The organism is Pandoraea pneumonica, assembly GCF_902459645.1.
GTDB classification, from domain to species: Bacteria; Pseudomonadota; Gammaproteobacteria; order Burkholderiales; family Burkholderiaceae; genus Pandoraea; species Pandoraea pneumonica.
Genome location: NZ_CABPSK010000003.1, coordinates 718,644 through 738,882 on the forward strand (window position 1 = coordinate 718,644; position 20,239 = coordinate 738,882).

Consider the following 20,239-nt stretch of genomic DNA (forward strand, 5'->3'; position numbering starts at 1 on the left):
GTCCCGTTTGCGCCGGTTTGCGCCGGGCAAGGCAAAAAGGCATTATTATTGGGGCTGTATTGTACTCTAGGGACGTAGAGCGATGCCGAATCCCGCCGATCTGAAAAATATCGGACTGAAAGCCACGCTTCCGCGCCTCAAAATTCTGGAAATTTTCCAGAACAGCGAGGTGCGCCATTTGACCGCCGAAGACGTTTATCGTCACCTGCTCGGCGAAAATCTCGACATCGGTCTGGCGACGGTCTACCGCGTGTTGACGCAATTCGAACAAGCCGGACTATTGTCGCGCAGTAACTTCGAGTCCGGCAAGGCCGTATTCGAACTCAACGAAGGCCATCACCACGATCACCTGGTGTGCCTGGACTGCGGTCGCGTCGAAGAATTTTTCGACGCAGAAATCGAACGCCGCCAGAAGTTGATCGCAAAAGAACGCGGTTTTGCGCTTCAGGAACATTCCCTCGCCATGTACGGGAGCTGCACGAAGGATCCGTGCCCGCACCGGCAGAAGAATTAATTTCACTTCATTTCAACATCATCGCCATCCCGGAGGCCAGGTCCGGGAGATGCCCCAATAAGTCGGTTACTTGGAACATAAAGAGGGTTCACTGCATCAAATGGTGATTCCTCAAGCGCAAGGCATACGGCCATCCCGGCCACGTCTCGACGTTCGATTCCACCCGATGAATAACGATAAAACGCCCAACGAAATGGCATCTGAAGCGCAGACGGACCTCTCACTCTCAGACGTCCTGCACTTCTTGCGAAGCAATGCCACCTGGATCGCCGGTCTCGCCATCGTTGGCGGCGCCATCGGCGTTGGCACCACGTACCTCGTGCAGAAACAATGGGAAGGTAAGCTCACGCTCCAGGTAGGCCGCGCCGCGGGCTCCCCGGTGAGCGGCCCCGACGGGCCACTCATCGAATCGGTGCAACAGACCGTGGGGCGGGTTGGGCTGAACACCTTCCGCGATGATGTCGCCAGCAAGGTGCTCCCGGAGCTCAAGGGCAACCAGGAAGCCCTGCACAGCGCCGTCGTCTGGAAATCGATCAAGGCGCGTGCCGTTCAAGGCACCTCATACGTTGAAATCACCGCGCGAGGCACGTCAGAGCAGCAAGCGGAGATGGCACTCGACGACGCCGCGCAACGAATTATGAGTGACCATGCCTCGATTCTCGAAAAGGCACGCGATTTGCCGAAACAGCAGTTGAGCGTGATCGATGCCGCGATTGATGCGAATGAAAAAGCGCAGGCAGAACTCAACACGGCATTGGCACACTCGAAATCGACCGACTCAGTGATGGCGCTCAGCGCCTTACAGAGCAGCCGATCGGAGCGCGCTGCGTTAAATGACAGCCGATACCGGATTTCGCAAATGTTGGCCCCCGATCAGTCGTACAACACCCGCATCGTGAGCGCCACACAGGTCGACGACCACCCGGTCTTTCCTCGCAAATTGTTTTTTGGTTCCGGCGGTATCGTGATCGGCGGTGCGCTCGGCGTCCTTATCGGACTGATCCGAGTGCTTTCCTCGCGTCGTCGTCCCGACTAAAGCAGATCGCTGCTACGCGCGACGCACAGGCCGGTTTATTTGGCGCGCCAATAAAAAAACCGCTGTCTTCCGACAGCGGTTTTTTATTGCACTACCGAAGCAGCAGCTTACTTGGCCGACATCAGCGCGACGGTCGTGTCGAGCATGCGGTTCGAGAAGCCCCACTCGTTGTCGTACCACGACGTCACCTTCACCAGACGACCCGAGACCTTGGTCAGCGTACCGTCGAAGTTCGACGATGCCGGGTTGTGGTTGAAGTCGACCGACACCAGCGGTGCCGTGTTGTACGTAGCGATTGCCTTGAGCGGGCCTTCAGCGGCTTCCTTCAGGATCGCGTTGACTTCTTCAACCGTCGTGTCGCGCTTGGCGATGAACGACAGGTCGACGATCGACACGTTGATCGTCGGAACGCGGATAGCGTAGCCGTCGAGCTTGCCGTTCAATTCCGGCATCACCAGACCGACAGCCGAAGCGGCGCCCGTCTTGGTCGGGATCATGCTCATCGTGGCCGAACGGGCACGACGCAGGTCTTCGTGATAAACGTCCGTCAGCACCTGATCGTTGGTGTAGGCGTGCACCGTGGTCATCAGGCCGTTTTCCAGACCGATCTTGGCGTGCAGCGGCTGAACCAGCGGGGCCAGGCAGTTGGTCGTGCACGAGGCGTTCGAGATGACCGTGTCGGTCGACTTGAGCACGCCTTCGTTCACGCCGAACACGACCGTCGCGTCCACATCCTTGCCGCCCGGGGCCGAGATGATGACCTTCTTCGCGCCGCCCTTCAGGTGGGCGCCGGCCTTTTCCTTCGTGGTGAAGAAGCCCGTGCACTCGAGCACGACGTCCACGTTCAGCTCGCCCCACGGCAGTTCTGCCGGGTTGCGGTTGGCCAGCACGCGGATCTTGTCGCCGTTGACGATCATGTAATCGCCATCGACCGTCACCGTGCCCGGGAACTTGCCGTGCGCCGTGTCGTACTGCGTCAGGTGAGCATTGGTCTGTGCATTGCCCAGATCGTTGATAGCGACGATTTCGATATCGTGCTTCTTACCACCTTCGTAATGGGCACGCAGTACGTTGCGGCCGATACGGCCATAGCCGTTAATAGCGACGCGAATGGTCATGGGGGTTTCTCCGTAAGGTCTAACGAAATCAGCCAAGCACGGACTTGACCGTCGCGACCACGTGGTCGACGGTGAAGCCGAAGTGTTTGAACAGCACGCCGGCCGGGGCCGACTCGCCAAAGGTGTCAATGCCGACCACGCCGCCTTCCAGGCCGACGTACTTGTGCCAGAACGCGGTCACACCGGCTTCCACGGCCACACGCGGCACGCCGCGCGGCAGCACGCTTTCGCGGTACGCCTTGTCCTGACGGTCGAACACATTGGTCGACGGCATCGACACGACGCGCGCCGCAATGCCCTCGGCAGCCAGTGCTTCGGCGCCCTTGAGCGCCAGATCCATTTCCGAACCGGTCGCGATCAGCACGATCTGCGGATTCGCCACGTCGCGCAGCACATAGCCACCGCGGCGAATATTGGCGATCTGCGCTTCGTCGCGCGAGACGAACGGCAGGTTCTGACGGCTGAGCACCAGGCTCGACGGGCCATCGTGACGCTCCACGGCCGCCACCCAGGCGCTTGCCGTTTCGGTCGTATCGCACGGACGCCACACGTCCATTTGCGGAATCAAACGCAGGCTCGACACATGCTCGATCGACTGGTGCGTCGGGCCGTCTTCGCCCAAACCGATCGAATCGTGCGTGAACACGAAGATCGAGCGCAGCTTCATGAGCGCCGCCATACGCAACGCGTTGCGGCTGTAGTCCGAGAACGTCAGGAACGTGCCGCCAAACGGAATGTGACCACCATGCAGCGCCAGGCCGTTCATGATGGCGCTCATGCCGAATTCGCGCACGCCGTAGTTGATATGGTTGCCGTACTGCACGCCGTCGGCGTTGGCACGCACAGCCTTGCTCGCCTTCCAGTTGGTCAGGTTCGAGCCGGTCAGGTCGGCCGAGCCGCCCAGGAATTCCGGCAGCACCGCCGCAAGCCCTTCGATCGCCAGTTGCGACGCCTTACGCGTTGCCACCGTTTCGGCCTTTTCGTTGGTCTTCGCGATCAGCGCGGCAGCCGACGACTTGAAGTCGCCCGGCAGTTCGCCCTTCATGCGGCGCTCGAATTCGGCGGCTTCGGCCGGGAACTGGCTGCGGTACGCAGCAAAGCGTTCGTTCCATGCAGCTTCGGCTTGTTGGCCCGCGGCCTTGGCGTCCCATGCGGCATAGACTTCGGCCGGCACTTCGAACGGCGGCAGGGTCCAGCCCAGCGCGGCACGCGTTGCGGCGATTTCGTCTGCGCCCAGCGGCGCGCCGTGCACGTCGTGACCGCCCTGCTTGTTCGGTGCGCCCTTGCCGATCAACGTCTTGCAGCAAATCAGCGTCGGACGATCCGACGTCTTGGCTTGCGCAATGGCGGCATCGACAGCATCGGCGTTGTGACCGTCGACATCGCGGATCACATTCCAGCCGTAGGCTTCAAAACGCTTCGGCGTGTCGTCGGCGAACCAGTATTCGACGTCACCGTCAATCGAGATGCCGTTGTCGTCGTACAGCGCGATCAGCTTGTTCAGGCGCAGCGTACCGGCCAGCGAACACGCTTCATGCGAAATGCCTTCCATCAGGCAACCGTCGCCGAGGAACGCATACGTGTAGTGATCGACGATGTCGGCGCCCGGACGGTTGAATTCCTTGGCGAGCAGCGCTTCAGCCAACGCAAAACCGACGGCATTCGTGATGCCCTGACCCAGCGGGCCAGTCGTCGTCTCGACGCCCGGGGTAATACCCACTTCGGGGTGACCCGGCGTCTTGCTGTGCAGTTGGCGGAAATGCTTGAGTTCTTCGATCGGCAGATCGTAGCCCGTCAGATGCAGCAACGAGTAGATGAGCATCGAGCCGTGGCCGTTCGACAGCACGAAGCGGTCGCGATCGAACCAATGCGGGTTGACGGGGTTGTGCTTGAGGTGACGCCCCCAGAGCGCGACCGCGATATCGGCCATACCCATAGGTGCGCCAGGGTGACCGGAGTTAGCCTGTTGAACCGCATCCATGGAGAGGACACGAATGGCGGAGGCCATCAGGGCAGCCGTTGCAGTAGAGGAGTTCGTCATGGTGACCAGCCGGAATAGCGGGCGTGCCCCGTTGCCGCGGGCTGCCGCGCGAAATCAAATGCAGGAGAAAGATCGCGATTTTATCAGATACGGCACCTTCCCGGGTCGGTTGCCGCGAACTTCCCCAAATGGCGAGAACGTGGAATGATGCGAAAAAGTGGCGCAATCACCGCAATTTAGAGGAAGTTGTCACAACAATGCCCGTCATACGCGACGTCACACAGGACGATTCCGATTCCACGCCATCGCCTTGCACCGCCCCGCTCGGGCCTTGGGCCACCTACGCCTTTGCCGCGCACCCGGTGGCGCAGATGACTTCCCCCTATCAGCACATCGAAATCGTCGATCTGCCCGCCTTCGGCCCGCTTGGGCGCGCCTATCGGCTCGACGGCCGGTTCATGGCCAGTCTCGCGGACGCGCACATCTGCCACGAGTGCATGGTCCATCCGTTGCTGCTCGCGCACGGCGAAGCCCAGCGCGTGCTCGTGATCGGGGGCGGTGACGGCGGCTCCGCACGCGAAGCCTTGCGCCACGCGAGCGTGACCGAGGTCGTCATCGCCGAACTCGACGCCCAAGTGCCCGCGGCGATTTTGCAGCACATGCCATCGCTCGCTGGGGGCGCGTTCGACGACCCGCGCACCACACTCGTCATCGGCGATGCGCGCCATTTCGTCGCGGCCGCCTGCGCCCAAGGCGAGCGCTTCGACGCCGTAATCTTCGATCTGACGGAAGCCGACGGCGCGGCCGCCCCGCTGCACGATGCCAGTTTTTTCGCGCAGGTTCGCGCCCTGCTGACGCCGCGCGGCGGCATCGCCGTGCAACTCGGCGCGCCTTGGTTCGCGCCAACTCAGGTGCGGCGCATGCTCGACGCGCTGCGTTCGGTCTTCACCCACGTGCAGCCGATGACGGCCTACGTTCCGCTCTATGGTTCGCTCTGGGCACTGGCGGTGGCGAGCGATGCTCTCGACGTGCGGGCGGTCGATCCCGACACGTTGCAGACAGCGGCACGCGCGGCGTCTCCCGACGCTTTGCGCACACTGCGGCACTACGCCGTCTCTCGCCACGCGGCACTATTCGACATCGCCCCAGATTTGATTGAAGTCCTGAATCATTCCAGCGCATCGCCCGAGACGAGATGACGCGCTCCGCGTGAACATCGCACGCGTTCCTTGTATATTGAACGCACGTCACGAATGCCGAACCCGCAGCGCAACCGCCCGGTTGTCGGCAGCAAACACGGAGGCAGTCATGTCCGATCCCCGCCCGTCCCACGTGCCATGGTTGACGCCGTATCTGACCGTGCGCGACGCCAAGGCGGCCGCCACCTTCTACGAGCAGGCGTTTGGCTTTACCGTACACAACACGATGGACGACGATGGTGCCGTGATGCACGTCGAAATGTTCTATCAGGGCCAGTTGATTTTGATGTTCGCCCCGGAAGGTGCTTTTGGCAGTACCGCGCGCACACCGCGCACCTCGGGCGTGGAAGCGCCGCAGAGCTTCTACGTCTATACGGAAGACGTCGACGCGCTCTATGCACGTGCGACCGGCGCCGGCGCAAAGGGGCTGATGCCGCCGGAAGACCAGTTCTGGGGCGATCGCTTCTGCCAGCTTGAAGACATCGATGGTTATCGCTGGGGCTTCGCACGGCCGGTCGCGGCACGCGGCTAGGCGATGCGCTCGCGCGCCACATCGAGCATGTACACGCCCGCGCGCGCCCTTCCCCATGCGGTATGCTTGCGCCCCTGACCGCTCATTGGCCGAGCCCACGCCGAAAGCGTCGACACTACGTCGTTCGCCGACTGGCCTAATCCGGCCCCATCCCGATTCGTATGCCCCGTTTCTTCGTTGATGCGCCATTGCACGCAGGCGCCCTGCTAGAGCTTCCCGACGCCGTCGTGCGTCATGTTCAGGTATTGCGCCTTAAAGCGGGCGATTCGCTCACGCTGTTCAATGGGACTGGCGGCGAATATCCGGCCGAGCTGACGAGTCTGGAAAAGCGGCACGCCACGGTGCAATTGGGTGCCCATGACACTCGGGAAGCCGAAACACCCTATCGGGTCACGTTGGCGCAAGGCATTGCGGGCGGCGACAAAATGGACTGGCTGATCGAGAAGGCCATCGAGTTGGGCGTCACGGAAATTCAACCACTGGCCACCGAGCGCTCGGTCATTCGACTCGACGGCGAACGCGCCGCTAAACGGGTTGCGCACTGGCAAGCCCTGGCGCAGGCGGCATGCGAACAATGTGGCCGAAACCGTGTGCCGCAAATCCTGCCGATCCGGCCGATTACGGCCTGGTTACGTGACCCGAACACGGTTACGAGTTACGCATGGCGTGTGCTATTGTCACCTAGAGGGGACAGCGGCTTCGATTCGCTATTGCCGCAAGCACCGGCACAGCCCGGCGTGCTGCTCTTCGGCCCGGAAGGCGGGCTCACACCTCAGGAAGAAACCCTCGCGCGCGACGCCGGTTTCGGGGCCATTCGCCTCGGGGAACGGATTCTTCGCACGGAAACGGCGGGCATGGCAGTTCTCGCGGCACTGGCCGCACGCTGGGGGGGTTGGTAAGGCATCGTGATTGGCAACGGCCTCGCAGGCCTCAAGGAGAAATCGTCATGGGTATTCTCGATTCCATTCTCGGCGGTGCGGCCGGCAACTCCGCAGGCGGTAACAGCGGTGGCGGCAATACACGCATGCTGTTGTTGATGGGCCTGCTGGCGATGATCGCCAGTCATGCGGGCAAATCGGACGGACAGGAAGGCGGTGGCGGCCTGCTAGGCTCGCTAGGCGGTGCGCTGGGCGGCATGCTTGGCGGTGGGGCCGCAGCGGGCGCTGGCGCGGCAGGCGGACTTGGCGGTTTGCTAGGCGGCCTGCTCGGCGGTGGGCAAGCCCCCCAACCGGGCGGTGCAGGCGCACCGGCCACGTCGCCGACCGATTTGATCGGCGCACTCGGCGGCCTAGGCGGGCTGACCCAAGTGCTGGAAAGCGGCGGACTCGGCGACGCGGTGCGCTCATGGGTAGGCACGGGCGGCAATCAGCCGGTGTCTCCCGACCAAGTCGCGCAAGCGCTCGGCCCGGGCGGCCAACTTCAGCAGTTGGCCAACACGGCAGGCGTGAGCCAGGATGAAGCCGCACAGCAACTGTCGTCGATTCTGCCGGAAGTTATCAACCACCTCACCCCCAACGGCGACGTCCCGCAGGGGCAGTTCGATCTGGCCGGTCTCGCCCAGAAGTTTCTGGCTGGGCATACGTCCTGAACGACGTACTGTGTCGGCGCGCGATGCGCTGGCATGACGCCTGAAAACAAAAAAGGTCCGCAGTAGCGGACCTTTTTTCATGGCGATCTGACGTGAGACTTAGCGGCAATCTCAGTGAAATTCACACCCGATCACAGCATGTAGCTTACGCAAACGAGTAGAACACGCGGAAGCTCACACGACGCTCACCCCAAAACTCGGCGGCATCGCGGAAGACATCGAGCAGCGTTTCGCGCGCATCCTTGTCGAACTTCGTCGCCACCGGCAGCCCTTCGAGCACGACAACGAACCCGGGCTGTGCACCGCTACGGCTGACGAGATCGGTCAGACAATCGTGCAATGCGTCGAAATTCTTGCCGAAATGCTTCGGGAACAGGAATGACGTCGCAATCGTTTCAAGCACTTCAGCCTTGCTCTGCGCCTGCGCGCAGTTCGCATACAGGAAGTGCTGCCCCAGTCGCTCGGCCTCGTCAGCCAGTTCCGGCACACGGAAGGCGCGGATCGACTGCACGATATTCGGCCTGACGGTCTTGAAAAGACTCATATCTCCCTCTTCCGATAAGGTATGGCGGCGGCCAGCCCGCGCAACAGCATGCAGGCCCAGCACCTGCTTGAACAAGTTGCCATCGCCCGCACCGAATGGATCTGCCATAAGATCTTTCCCGCGTTCCTGTGCGAAAACCGGCTCACTCATACTGCTGTCATTCCCTTATGCGTCTAAAGCTGTTGTAGTGATCTTGGGTGTAGTAACAAGGATCGACTGCACGTTGATCACCGCCACAGATGATGCGCCTGGCACCTCTATTGCGGGCACCGGGAGTCGGCACCGTGTATTCATGGTAATAGCCACGCGGCATTTTGGGCAGGCGCTTTTCGTAGTTCCCGAACACAATGCCATCTTTGGCATAAGGGAACGGCCCGCCCTGGGCAATCAGCGATAGCGTGCGCTTCGCTTCGCGGGGCAACTCGGTGGCGGATACCGCCGCCGTTTGATCCGTGACATATGGCGCGGTTTCGCGCGCCACGGCATTGCCCCCCAGAAAAACACTCCCAGCCGCCGTCAGCGCCACGATGCTCCGGTGAAGCCAACGTGCCATTGTCATAGCTAGGTTGTCGGCCTGCGCGGTTTTGCGCTGCGGGCCCGTTCTGGTGGGTGAAGCCGTAAGGGTATCGCTATTACTCACCGGAATCAATGTCGGCTTACATTTCGCAACTAATTCACTCAACAAATTCATGAAAACAAAGAGTTTTTCACGAAAGTGAGTGCACACATCACGATATACGATACGGGAAAAGCGTCGTCAAAATGACAAAACGCCGCCCGTGAAGGTGCGGCGTTTTGTCGTTAACGTGGGCCGAACGGCGGCGAACCGCCAACCGGCCTTAGCGGGTCAGCACACGCTCAGCGGACGTCTTGCTGCGCTGCCGCATCGGCGACCACGAGGGCCACCATGTTGATGATGCGTCGCACCGTGGCCGACTCCGTGAGGATGTGCACCGGTTTGGCGGCACCCAGCAGAATCGGGCCGATGGCCACGTTGTTGCCCGCAGCCGTCTTCAGCAGGTTGTAGGCAATGTTCGCGGCGTCGATGTTCGGCATGACCAACAGATTGGCCGCACCGGTCAGCGTCGATTCCGGCATGATGCGCGCGCGCAGTTCCGGATCGAGGGCGCAATCGCCGTGCATTTCGCCGTCCACTTCGAGCTCCGGCGCACGTTCTTGCAGAATCGCCAGCGTTTCGCGCATCTTGCGGGCGCAGCTCGCGTCGCTCGTCCCGAAGTTCGAGTGCGAGAGCAGTGCCACCTTCGGCTGAATGCCGAAACGGCGAATTTCTTCGGCGGCCATCAACGTGATCTCGGCCAATTCTTCCGCGCTGGGATCTTGGTTGATGTGCGTATCGACGAGGAAGATCTGACGATTCGGCAGAATCAGCGCATTCATCGCGCCGTAGACATGGCCGCCTTCGCGCTTGCCGATCACACGATCGATGAAGTGCAGGTGGCGCCCCGGCGTCGATACCGTGCCGCAGATCAAGCCGTCGGCCTCGCCCTTGCGCACCAGCATGGCGGCAATCAGCGTCGTCCGGCGGCGCATTTCCACGCGGGCATACGAGGCCGTCACGCCCTTGCGGTTGGTCAACTGGTGATACGTCTCCCAGTAGTCGCGGTAGCGCTCGTCGTGCTCGGGGTTCACCACCGTGAAGTCGACACCTGCGGTCAGACGCAGGCCGTACTGCTGAATGCGATGCTCGATCACCGCCGGGCGACCGACCAGAATCGGCGTGGCAACGCGCTCGTCGACGAGAATTTGCACCGCACGCAGCACGCGCTCTTCTTCACCTTCGGCAAACGCAATGCGCTTCTTATCGGCAGGCACACTGCGCGCGACCGAGAAGAGCGGCTTCATCAGGCCGCCACTGTGATAGACGAATTGCTGCAACGACTGCGAGTACGCATCGACATCGGCGAGCGGGCGCGTTGCGACACCGGCGGCCATCGCGGCTTCGGCCACGGCAGTCGCCACCTTGACCAGCAGGCGCGGATCGAAAGGCTTCGGAATCAGATACTCGGGACCGAACGACAAGTTCTTGATGCCGTAGGCCGATGCGACGATGTCGCTCTGCTCCTGACGCGCCAGTTCGGCCAGTGCATTCACGGCCGCAATTTCCATCGAGCGCGTGATCGTCGTCGCGCCCACGTCGAGTGCGCCGCGGAAGATGAACGGGAAGCACAGCACGTTGTTGACCTGATTCGGATAGTCGGTGCGGCCCGTGGCCATCACGCAATCCGGACGCACTTCCTTCGCGAGTTCCGGCGTGATTTCCGGATTCGGGTTGGCAAGCGCGAAAATCAGCGGCTTGTCGGCCATCGTCTTGACCATTTCCGGCTTGAGCACGCCAGCCGCCGACAATCCGAGGAACACGTCGGCACCGCCGATCACATCGGCCAGACCGCGCGCGTCGGTCTTTTGAGCGAAGCGAATCTTCTCGGGGTCCATCAACTCGGTACGGCCTTCGTACACCACGCCGGCCAGGTCCGTCACCCAGATGTTTTCAATTGGCAGGCCCATGTCGACGATCAGGTCGAGACATGCGAGCGCGGCAGCGCCTGCGCCGGACGTCACGACCTTGACCGACTTCAGATCCTTGCCGACCACTTTCAGACCGTTAATGAGCGCCGCCGCCACCACGATGGCCGTGCCGTGCTGATCGTCGTGGAAAACGGGGATCTTCATGCGCTCGCGCAGCTTGCGCTCGACGATGAAGCACTCAGGAGCCTTGATGTCTTCGAGGTTGATCGCGCCGAACGTCGGCTCGAGTGCGGCGATGATGTCGACGAGCTTCTCGGGGTCCTTCTCGTCGATTTCGATATCGAACACGTCGATATTGGCGAACTTCTTGAACAGCACGCCCTTGCCTTCCATCACCGGCTTGGAGGCGAGCGGGCCGATGTCGCCCAGCCCGAGCACGGCCGTGCCGTTCGAAATCACGCCGACGAGATTGCCGCGTGCCGTGTAGCGCGACGCATTGAGCGGGTCGATGACGATTTCCTCACACGCGGCGGCAACGCCCGGCGAGTACGCCAACGCGAGATCGCGCTGGTTCAGCAACTGCTTGGTCGGGGCGATGGCAATTTTGCCGGGGGTGGGGAATTCGTGATACTCGAGCGCAGCTTCGCGCAGTTTCGGATCGATCGGCGTGGGCATGTGGGAAAGCTCTTAACGGACAAAATGGCTCAAATTTTCTATGCGAATTGTAGCCCCATTTATTCACGCCATTTATGCAAAAAGCGGATAAGGGCTGCACCTTTTTCCTGACGATCGTCGCGAAAATTCTCCGCAAATTCAACGCTGCATCGCACCATATTCGTTTTTTCGGACCACGGATGAAACATCAGTGAGGCAATGTCCGAGTGTTGGATAAGCCGATGTCCGAAATCGCCGGGCCGCGCGATAAGAGCGTTGGGAAAACCCGGTCAGCCTCGTAAAATGCGCTATCGGGTCTCTACCCGAAACTTCGCCATCCATGACCAGGCCCGCCGCAACCATGTCAGTTCCATCAACGCCCTTGTCTGAGTTCTCGCTGATCGATCGCTTCTTTACCGGAGCGACGCGTCAGGGCGACCAAGTGACGCTCGGCATCGGCGACGATTGCGCATTGCTGCGCCCGCCAGCGGGCGAGCAGCTCGCGATATCGACGGACATGCTGGTGGAAGGACGCCATTTCTTTCCCGACGTCGATCCTCGCGCGCTCGGTCACAAGACGTTAGCCGTGAATTTGTCGGATCTGGCCGCCATGGGGGCCAAACCGCTGGGTTTCACCCTTGCGCTCGCACTGCCCGACAGCGATCCGGCATGGCTTGCACCCTTTGCGCAAGGATTGGCCGCGCTGGCCGATCGTTATGATTGCCCGTTGGTAGGCGGCGACACGACGCGCGGGCCGCGCAATCTCTGCGTGACGGTCTTCGGCGCAGTGCCGGGCGCGCATGCGCTACGACGTGACGCTGCTCAGCCGGGGGACGATATCTGGGTATCTGGAACGGTCGGGGATGCGCGCTTAGCACTCGGGGTATTGCGGGGTGAATGGCAACTGGCCGGGGCAGCCGATGCGGTTGGGGCCGCCGACGCGACCGGGCCAACCGAATCCGCTGGCCGTGCCTTGCCAGCCAGCAGTGATTTTGAACAAGTGCGCCGCGCGATGGACTGGCCCGAGCCGCAGATCGAACTCGGCATGGCGCTGCGTGGCGTGGCGCGCGCAGCACTCGATATCTCCGACGGCCTGCTTGGTGATCTCGGCCACATTCTCAAACGCTCGGGGGTTGGCGCGCGAATCAACGTCGACGCGGTGCCGCGCTCGACGATACTTGCGGCGCAGTCGCTGGCAATTCAGCGACTTTGCACATTGGCCGGCGGCGACGATTACCAATTATGTTTCTGTGCCGACAGTGCGCAACGCGAGCGAATTTCAGCCATCGGCAACGAACTCGGCCTGCGCGTGACGCGTATCGGTACAATAGCGCTTCCTGATGCACGCCAGGCCCCGCTGCAATTACATGACGATACGGGCGCGCCTGTCGCTGCCGACTTCAAAAGTTTCGACCACTTCCAATGAGTACTGACCAAACGGCCGCCCTCAATCCGGGCAGCGGCCCGCGCCGGCCGAACACGCGTTTTCTGTTCTCGCACCCGGCCCATCTGTTTTCGCTCGGTTTCGGCACGGGAATGTCCTCGCTGGCGCCGGGAACGGTAGGCACGCTCTTCGGCTGGGCGTCGTATCTCGTATTGAATCTGTATCTGACGGTCACCGGCTGGGCGACGCTGATTGCGCTCGCCGTCGTCGGCGGCATCTGGATTTGCGGTTTCACGGCGCGCAAGCTCGGCACGCAAGACCCCAGTTCTGTGGTCTGGGATGAAATCGTTGCCTTCTGGATTGTGCTGCTGCTCATTACGCCCACGAGCTTCGTCGGACAACTGGTCGCGTTCATCCTGTTCCGCTTCTTCGACGCGGTGAAGCCGCCGCCGATCCGCTATTTCGACCGTACCGTGAAGGGCGGGCTGGGCATCATGCTCGACGATCTCGTCGCTGCGTTCTGCACGTTGCTCGTCATTGCGCTGTGGCGCTCGATCTGAGTTTTCGATCGACGCATCGCAGCGCATCCCTCCCCATTATTGAAGGCGCCGTCCCGTGGTCTCCCAACAATCTCTTCTGGCCCAACTGTCGGTAAAAGTCGGCAACCGTCTGCGCGACGAGCGTCTGATGCTGACCACGGCAGAGTCATGCACCGGGGGGCTGGTGGCCGCCGCGATCACCGATATTTCGGGCAGCAGCAACTGGTTTGAACGTGGCTTTGTCACGTATTCGAATCAGGCAAAGACCGAAATGATCGGCGTGCCAGCCGAACTGATCGAAAAACACGGCGCCGTGAGCGAGCCCGTGGCGCGCGCCATGGCCGAAGGTGCGCTGTTCAACAGCCGCGCGCAGATTTCGCTCTCGATTACCGGCGTTGCCGGTCCGGGTGGCGGCAGCGCGGAAAAGCCGGTGGGGATGGTTTGCTTCGGCTGGAGCAATCGTGTGAAAACGGTTGTCGAGACGAAACACTTCAAGGGCGACCGCACGCAAGTGCGCAGTCAGGCCGCGCAACACGCGCTGCGTGGCGTGATCGAATTGCTCGACACGGCCGAGTCATAACCGTCTCAACGGTCTTAGCGGTCGCAGAGGTCGCAGCGCACCTCGCTCCTTTCACTGCGCCCGATCAACGGACATAAAAAAAGCGCCTCGCGAATTCGCAGGCGCTTTTTTATCGATGGCGTAGTCGCTGTCGCGAAACCATGGTGCGGCGACACCCGACAACGGTGCCCACCGCAACGCACACGACGACTTACCGATACGCGTTAATGCTGTCGCGAGTCTTCTGCGCAGCCGCCGCGGCGGCCGCCGCAAACTGCTCGTCGCGGCCAGCGTAGATGATGGCGCGCGACGAGTTGATCATCATGCCCGTGCCGTTCGCCGTCCGTCCAGCCGTGACCGTCGCTTCCACGTCACCGCCCTGCGCACCAACGCCGGGAATGAGCAGCGGCATATCGCCGACGATGCCGCGCACCGTGGCAATTTCCGCCGGGAACGTCGCGCCCACGACCAAGCCGATCTGACCGCTCGTGTTCCACGGCCCCGCCGCCAGACGCGCCACGGTTTGATACAACGGCTTGCCGTCGACATCGAGGAACTGAAGATCGCTGCCGCCCGGATTCGACGTGCGGCACAGCACGATCACGCCCTTGTCGGCGTGCGCGAGATACGGCTCCAACGAATCGAACCCCATGTACGGGTTCACCGTCACGGCATCGGCACGATAGCGCTCGAATGCCTCTCGGGCGTACTGCTCGGCGGTGCTGCCGATGTCGCCGCGCTTGGCGTCGAGAATCACAGGCAAACCCGGGTGATCGGCGTGGATATGCGCAATCAGACGCTCGAGCTGCTCTTCGGCGCGATGCGCGGCAAAGTAAGCGATCTGCGGCTTGAATGCGCAGGCAAACGGGGCCGTGGCGTCGACAATCTCGCGGCAGAATTCGAAGATCGCTTCCGGGCGGCCTTGCAAATGCGCCGGGATACGCGACGGTTCGGGGTCGAGGCCGACGCACAACAGCGAGTTGTTGCGGGTCCAGGCCGAGCTGAGGGCTTGCGTGAATGTCATGACGGTTTTCCGGCGGTGTTCCGATTCGAGGACGCTATTTTACCTGCTTGGCGTGCCCGTCCCACCGGAACCGTCGCACCGACACCGGCACGCCCCCGCGAGCGCCCCAATCAATCGAGCCAGCCGCGGTGACGGAAGTACAGGAACGGCGCAATAGCCGACAAGATCATCAGGCCGACCGCAAACGGATAGCCCGCCTCCCACTGCAACTCCGGCATCATCTGGAAATTCATGCCGTAGATACTCGCGATGAGCGTCGGCGGCAAGAACGCGACCGCAGCCACCGAGAATATCTTGATGATCTTGTTCTGATTGATGTTGATGAAGCCGATCGTGGCGTCCATCAGGAAGTTGATCTTGTCGAACAGATACGCGGTGTGGTTATCGAGCGACTCGATGTCACGCAGAATCTGTTTGCCCTCCTGATACTGCTCGTCCTTGAGCATGCGCGTGCGCATCAGAAACGACACCGCACGGCGCGTGTCCATCACGTTGCGCCGAATGCGGCCGTTCAAATCCTCCTCGGCCGCGATGCTCTCGAGCGCCTTGGCAGCATCGGCGTCGGTGAGATTCTTGCCCAACACACGCCGACTCACCTCTTCGAGCGCCGCGTAGACCCCTTCGAGCGAATCGGCCGAGTACTCGGCATCGGTCGAGTACAGATCGAGCAGCACGTCCATGGCGTCACGCACCGACCCGGGCCGAATGCGCGCACGCATGCGCACCAGCCGGAACACCGGCAGGTCTTCGTCGTGAATGGAAATCAGCAGGTCTTTGAGCACCACGAACGCCACCGGCACGTTGCGCGATTGCTCCTCTTCGTCGAGCAGAAAATCGGTGCGCACGTGCAGCACGCCGCCATCGTCTTCGTAATAGCGTGCCGACGCTTCAATATCGGTGAGTTCATCACGCGAGGGCAACTTCACCCCGTAGGCCTCTTCGACCCAGCGGCGCTCGTCTTCCGATTCGCTATGTAAGTCGACCCAAACCGGCGAAACACTCGCCAAATCGCTCGGTTGGTCGCAAGTCACCTGTTGCAGGCGGCCATTATGGATGACGAAGGCATTGATCAAACGGAGTTCTCCCTGCTACGCGGCGACGCCAAGTGTACAGGCACGCGACAGGCACGCCAAGCGCGGTAACGCGGCGGAGCGCGTCGGAACGAGGCGCGTTCGAATCACGCGAAAACATCGCAATATCGCCGCGTTTTCAGGGCGTTGCCCGTGAGTTGCGCGGCTTGGCTTCTCGTTGCCCTTGTCAGCGGATGCCGCACCGGCACGTAGGATTATTCTCAAAATCGATGAGATGGCGTCCCGCCATAGTCAGTCGCGTCACACTTCGCGAACCAATCAACGCACTTTGCGTCAATTTTGATATCGACGTTTCGAGACGTCTGCTGACAGGGAGTTCCGAAATGACTGAGGTCACCACGCCCCTCGCATCTTTCGATGCCGTGATGGGGTTTCTTACTGCGAATGCTGTGAACTACGGCTTGTCGTTCGTGCAAGCCGTACTGATTCTGCTGATCGGCTTCTGGATCGCCGCGCGCCTGGGCAATTTCGTGCGCAAGACGCTGGGCCGGTCCGCCAACTTCGACGCGACGCTCAAGCCGCTCGTCGCGTCGATCGTGCAATGGTCGGTGCGTATCGTGACCGTCATTGCCGTGCTGGCACAGTTCGGTGTGCAAACGGCCAGCATCATCGCGGTACTCGGTGCAGCCGGTCTGGCCATCGGTCTGGCGCTGCAAGGCACGTTGCAGAACATTGCGGCGGGCACCATGCTGCTGCTCCTGCGGCCGTTTCGTATCGGCGACTACATCACGGCGGGCAGCAACGTCGCTGGCACGGTCGAAGAGATTGGCCTGTTCACCACGACGCTCACCAATGCCGACGGCATTTTCGTGTGCGTACCGAACAGCCAGATCTGGGGCCAGCCGGTAACGAACTACAGCCGCAACGCGACGCGTCGTATGGAAATTACCGTGGGGATCGCGCTCGACGACGATCTCGACGCAGCCATGAACGCGTTGCGCGAGCACGTGCAGCAAGACGAGCGCGTGATCGACAAGCCCGCACCGGAAATCATGGTCAAGCAAGTGAGCGACAGCGCCGTGATCGTGAACGTGCGCGTGTGGTCGCTGCTGAGCAACTACTGGGGGTTGTATTGGGACCTTCAGCGCGGCGTGAAGGAAACCGTCGAGGGCGTGGGTTGCTCGCTGCCGTATCCGACGCGGACTGTCGTACAAATTCCGGCAGATATGCCGCGTTGAGGGCTAGGGACGGGGCTTGAAACGGGGCTAGGGACCGGCGCTGCCGTTGGCGCATGTATCGCAGGCGCGCCGCTGCTCCCTTGGCAATCCGCTACCGCTACTGCGGCAACTCCGCTGCCCCCATGCGGCGCGCGATCACACCGGCGCGCTGAGCGAGATACGGGGAATTACGATGCGTATCGAAATAGCGCGGCCGTGGCAGCATCACGGCCAATCGCGCTGCTTGCCATGGCGATAACTTCGACGCCGGAATGCCGTAGTAATAGCGCGACGCCGCTTCGGCACCGAACACCCCTTCGCCCCACTCCACCGAGTTCAGATAAATCTCGTAGATCCGCTGTTTATCCATCCAGAACTCCAGCATCCACGTGATGCTGAATTCCTCGGCCTTGCGCAGATAGCTCTTCTCGCTCGAGAGAAACAGGTTCTTCGCGAGTTGCTGCGAGATCGTTGAACCGCCCGCGACGATGTGCCCCTTCTTCTGATTCTTCTCCCACGCGCCGAGCATCGCGTCGATCTCGTAGCCGTCGTGATTGACGAAGTTGGCGTCTTCGCTCGCGATGATCGCGCGCTTCAAATTGCGTGAAATCTGGTCGTACGGCACCCAGTCGTGTTTGAGCGATGCTTTCGGATCCGACTCACGTAAGCGCTGCTCCGCCGCGCGCATAAACGCCGTCGATTGCGGATTGAAGCGCACCCACCAGCCAATTTGCAGGAAGTAATAAAGCTGCGTGGCGAAGATGCCCACGACCAGCAACGTGACGAAGTAGGCCGTCCATTGCCACGGCCCCCACCGACGTTTGCGGGCGTTGCGTGGATGACGGCGTTGGACGGCACTCATGTGAGGCGATCAGCCCTTGGCCACGAGCCGCGCGCGCAACGCGGCACGCACGGCCTGCGTCGTTTGCGCTGACGGACGCACACCGCGCCAGAGCGCGAACGCTTCGGCGGCTTGCTCCACCAACATGCCCAGACCGTCGGCCACCTTCGCGGCACCGTTTGCGCTGGCGTGCGTCATGAAGACGGTCGGATGTGCGCCGTACATCATGTCGTAAGCCAATGCCCCGGCGGCGTACACGCCTCGGGGCAGTGGCGGCACATCACCTTGAAGACTGCCCGCCGTGGCATTGATGACGACATCGAAATCCATCGGCACCGCGTCCCAGCCGCCGCCCGCGAGACTCACGCCCGCCTTGCCTGCGGCCTCGGAGAAGCGGGCCACGAGTTCGTCGGCACGCGCGACCGTGCGATTCGCGACGAACACCAGCGAAGGACGCCCCGCGATCAACGGGAGTAGTGCCCCGCGCGACGCACCTCCCGCGCCCAGCAACAGCACACGGCGTCCGGCAAGCGACACGTCGAGCGGCCCTTCGATATCGCGCACCAGCCCCACGCCATCGGTGTTATCGCCGGTGATGCCGCGCCCATCGAACACCAAGGTATTCACTGCGCCCGCCGCTTGCGCACGCTCGGTCAGGTGATCCGCTAGCGCGTGGGCTTCCAACTTGAACGGCACCGTCACGTTGGCCCCTCGAGCGCCGCCGTCGATGAACGCGCGCACCGTCGCGGCAAACGCGTCGAGCGGCGCGAGCAGACGCTCATAAGTCAGGTGCTGGGCCGTCTCGCGCGCGAACTCGGCGTGAATGTAGGGCGACTGGCTGTGTTCGACCGGGTGGCCGATCACAGCGTAGCGATCGGCGGGCGTAGCGGCAGTAGCAGGCGTAGCTGGCGTGTGGTTTGTCATGGTGGTCAAAGACGCGGCGCCTGGCTTTCGCTCAGGCGCCGCTTGGAAATTGCATCGCATCGTACACCGCGGGCGATTCAGCGAATCAGCGCGCGCAGATCACAAGAAGATCCACAGCGCGAGCCCCCCGAACAGCGCCCACTTCACGGCATAGTACACATAGCGGTTCCACGCCTTGAGGCGTTTGCCGACAAGTCGGATGGCGTAAATATACTTGAACGCCTTATTCATTCCGCCAGTTTTGTCACCGGCCTCGTTCGGCGACGCTGCCGCGCCCACCAAGTGACGCCCGAACCAGTGGTTCACCCTCTGCGTCCAGCGGTACCGCATCGGCCGCTCCACATCGCAGAACAGAATGATCCGGTTCTGCCCGCTCTGATTTTCCGCGTAGTGGATGTACGTCTCGTCGAACACCACACCCTCGCCGTCGCGCCAGCTATAACGTTGCCCGTCGACGTCGATATAGCAACGGTCGTCGTTGGGCGTCACCAACCCGAGGTGATAACGCAACGACCCGGCGAACGGGTCGCGATGACGCACCAGCCGGCTGCCGGGCGGCAACTCGGCAAACATCGCCGCTTTGATCGTCGGAATTCGCTGCACGAGACTCGTCGTCAGCGGACACAACGTGTGCGCCGACGGATGCGCGTCGTCATACCACTTCAGATAGAAGCGCTTCCAGCCGCTCTTGAAGAACGAGTTGAAGCCAACGTCGTTGTAGGTGTCGGAAGCCTTGATGCGTCTGGCTTCGAGAAGTGCAATCGCTTCCGTGCGAATCGCTTCCCAGTTCTGACGCAAAGGTTCGAGCTCTGGGAAGTTGTCCGGCTTCAGATACGGTGTCGTCGGCACGCGTGAAAACGTGTACATGAACACATTCAGCGGCGAGAGAAACGTCGAGTGATCGGACAGTTGACGGAAGAATTGATGGCGGACCTTACCTCGCAGGTGTACATACACCGCGCACGCAGCAAAGATCGCCAGGAGGACCCATTTCATGGCGGACTTTCCAGTCATTCGGGAAAACAGCCGAATTATAAAAAGTTTTGGAAAGTTTTTCCGTGCAGACC

At 61.7% G+C, this 20,239-nt stretch carries 20 protein-coding genes; 10 read left to right on the forward strand and 10 right to left on the reverse strand.

Going from position 1 to position 20,239, the window contains the following annotated elements; translation table 11 throughout:
• Positions 1-82 precede the first annotated feature (82 nt).
• Entirely contained in the window at positions 83-514 is a 432-nt protein-coding gene (gene fur / locus PPN31114_RS18820) for a ferric iron uptake transcriptional regulator (RefSeq protein WP_023594193.1), read from the forward strand.
• A gap of 166 nt (positions 515-680) precedes the next feature.
• A complete protein-coding gene (locus tag PPN31114_RS18825) occupies positions 681-1,550 on the forward strand; it encodes a hypothetical protein (protein ID WP_150680997.1) in 870 nt (289 codons plus the stop codon).
• A 107-nt stretch (positions 1,551-1,657) separates the two neighbouring features.
• On the opposite strand, the gene gap is transcribed toward PPN31114_RS18825, so the two are convergent.
• Complete coding sequence (gene gap, locus PPN31114_RS18830) at positions 1,658-2,668, reverse strand: type I glyceraldehyde-3-phosphate dehydrogenase (RefSeq protein ID WP_150680998.1); 1,011 nt, start codon at positions 2,666-2,668, stop codon at positions 1,658-1,660.
• A 28-nt stretch (positions 2,669-2,696) separates the two neighbouring features.
• Positions 2,697-4,709 carry a transketolase gene (tkt, locus tag PPN31114_RS18835; RefSeq protein WP_150680999.1) on the reverse strand — a complete coding sequence of 671 codons (2,013 nt, stop codon included), beginning with the start codon at positions 4,707-4,709 and terminating at the stop codon, positions 2,697-2,699.
• Positions 4,710-4,906: 197 nt separating this feature from the next.
• Between tkt and PPN31114_RS18840 the strand changes: the two genes are divergently transcribed.
• The 4 genes from PPN31114_RS18840 (at position 4,907) to PPN31114_RS18855 (ending at position 7,968) form a co-directional block, all read left to right on the forward strand.
• Positions 4,907-5,848, forward strand: a complete 942-nt coding sequence (locus PPN31114_RS18840; RefSeq protein WP_174988205.1) for a spermine/spermidine synthase domain-containing protein — start codon at positions 4,907-4,909, stop codon at positions 5,846-5,848.
• 109 nt (positions 5,849-5,957) lie between these two features.
• Positions 5,958-6,380 (forward strand): VOC family protein, encoded by a 423-nt coding sequence (locus tag PPN31114_RS18845; protein WP_150681001.1) that lies wholly within the window; start codon positions 5,958-5,960, stop codon positions 6,378-6,380.
• Between the two features lie 161 nt (positions 6,381-6,541).
• Positions 6,542-7,279, forward strand: a complete 738-nt coding sequence (locus tag PPN31114_RS18850; protein ID WP_150681002.1) for a 16S rRNA (uracil(1498)-N(3))-methyltransferase — start codon at positions 6,542-6,544, stop codon at positions 7,277-7,279.
• 47 nt (positions 7,280-7,326) lie between these two features.
• A complete protein-coding gene (locus PPN31114_RS18855; protein ID WP_150681003.1) occupies positions 7,327-7,968 on the forward strand; it encodes a YidB family protein in 642 nt (213 codons plus the stop codon).
• A 145-nt stretch (positions 7,969-8,113) separates the two neighbouring features.
• On the opposite strand, the gene PPN31114_RS18860 is transcribed toward PPN31114_RS18855, so the two are convergent.
• From PPN31114_RS18860 to PPN31114_RS18870, 3 genes are all read right to left on the reverse strand, one after another.
• The gene (locus PPN31114_RS18860; RefSeq protein ID WP_150681004.1) at positions 8,114-8,662 is read right to left on the reverse strand and encodes a barstar family protein; all 549 of its coding nucleotides are present in this window, start codon (positions 8,660-8,662) and stop codon (positions 8,114-8,116) included.
• A 7-nt stretch (positions 8,663-8,669) separates the two neighbouring features.
• Positions 8,670-9,065 carry a guanyl-specific ribonuclease gene (locus tag PPN31114_RS18865; RefSeq protein WP_150681157.1) on the reverse strand — a complete coding sequence of 132 codons (396 nt, stop codon included), beginning with the start codon at positions 9,063-9,065 and terminating at the stop codon, positions 8,670-8,672.
• A 305-nt stretch (positions 9,066-9,370) separates the two neighbouring features.
• Positions 9,371-11,674 carry an NADP-dependent malic enzyme gene (locus PPN31114_RS18870; protein WP_150681005.1) on the reverse strand — a complete coding sequence of 768 codons (2,304 nt, stop codon included), beginning with the start codon at positions 11,672-11,674 and terminating at the stop codon, positions 9,371-9,373.
• Between the two features lie 319 nt (positions 11,675-11,993).
• Between PPN31114_RS18870 and thiL the strand changes: the two genes are divergently transcribed.
• The 3 genes from thiL to PPN31114_RS18885 are packed head-to-tail and all read left to right on the forward strand — an operon-like array spanning position 11,994 to position 14,156.
• A complete protein-coding gene (gene thiL, locus PPN31114_RS18875; protein WP_174988209.1) occupies positions 11,994-13,079 on the forward strand; it encodes a thiamine-phosphate kinase in 1,086 nt (361 codons plus the stop codon).
• Positions 13,076-13,597 (forward strand): phosphatidylglycerophosphatase A family protein, encoded by a 522-nt coding sequence (locus tag PPN31114_RS18880; protein WP_150681007.1) that lies wholly within the window; start codon positions 13,076-13,078, stop codon positions 13,595-13,597. The genes thiL and PPN31114_RS18880 overlap by 4 nt, the downstream gene beginning before the upstream one ends.
• A gap of 55 nt (positions 13,598-13,652) precedes the next feature.
• Positions 13,653-14,156 carry a CinA family protein gene (locus PPN31114_RS18885; protein WP_150681008.1) on the forward strand — a complete coding sequence of 168 codons (504 nt, stop codon included), beginning with the start codon at positions 13,653-13,655 and terminating at the stop codon, positions 14,154-14,156.
• Positions 14,157-14,346: 190 nt separating this feature from the next.
• Here the strand turns inward: PPN31114_RS18885 and pyrF are convergent, their stop codons facing one another.
• Both pyrF and corA read right to left on the reverse strand, forming a co-directional pair.
• Complete coding sequence (gene pyrF, locus PPN31114_RS18890) at positions 14,347-15,159, reverse strand: orotidine-5'-phosphate decarboxylase (protein WP_150681009.1); 813 nt, start codon at positions 15,157-15,159, stop codon at positions 14,347-14,349.
• 110 nt (positions 15,160-15,269) lie between these two features.
• Complete coding sequence (gene corA, locus PPN31114_RS18895) at positions 15,270-16,232, reverse strand: magnesium/cobalt transporter CorA (RefSeq protein ID WP_150681010.1); 963 nt, start codon at positions 16,230-16,232, stop codon at positions 15,270-15,272.
• A gap of 341 nt (positions 16,233-16,573) precedes the next feature.
• Between corA and PPN31114_RS18900 the strand changes: the two genes are divergently transcribed.
• On the forward strand, positions 16,574-17,428 hold the full coding sequence (locus PPN31114_RS18900) for a mechanosensitive ion channel family protein (RefSeq protein WP_150681011.1): 855 nt from the start codon (positions 16,574-16,576) through the stop codon (positions 17,426-17,428).
• 97 nt (positions 17,429-17,525) lie between these two features.
• Here the strand turns inward: PPN31114_RS18900 and mtgA are convergent, their stop codons facing one another.
• From mtgA to lpxO, 3 genes are all read right to left on the reverse strand, one after another.
• Positions 17,526-18,269 (reverse strand): monofunctional biosynthetic peptidoglycan transglycosylase, encoded by a 744-nt coding sequence (gene mtgA, locus PPN31114_RS18905; RefSeq protein ID WP_150681012.1) that lies wholly within the window; start codon positions 18,267-18,269, stop codon positions 17,526-17,528.
• Between the two features lie 9 nt (positions 18,270-18,278).
• The gene (gene aroE, locus PPN31114_RS18910; RefSeq protein ID WP_150681158.1) at positions 18,279-19,172 is read right to left on the reverse strand and encodes a shikimate dehydrogenase; all 894 of its coding nucleotides are present in this window, start codon (positions 19,170-19,172) and stop codon (positions 18,279-18,281) included.
• Between the two features lie 99 nt (positions 19,173-19,271).
• Entirely contained in the window at positions 19,272-20,168 is an 897-nt protein-coding gene (gene lpxO / locus PPN31114_RS18915) for a lipid A hydroxylase LpxO (protein ID WP_150681013.1), read from the reverse strand.
• Positions 20,169-20,239: the final 71 nt, after the last annotated feature.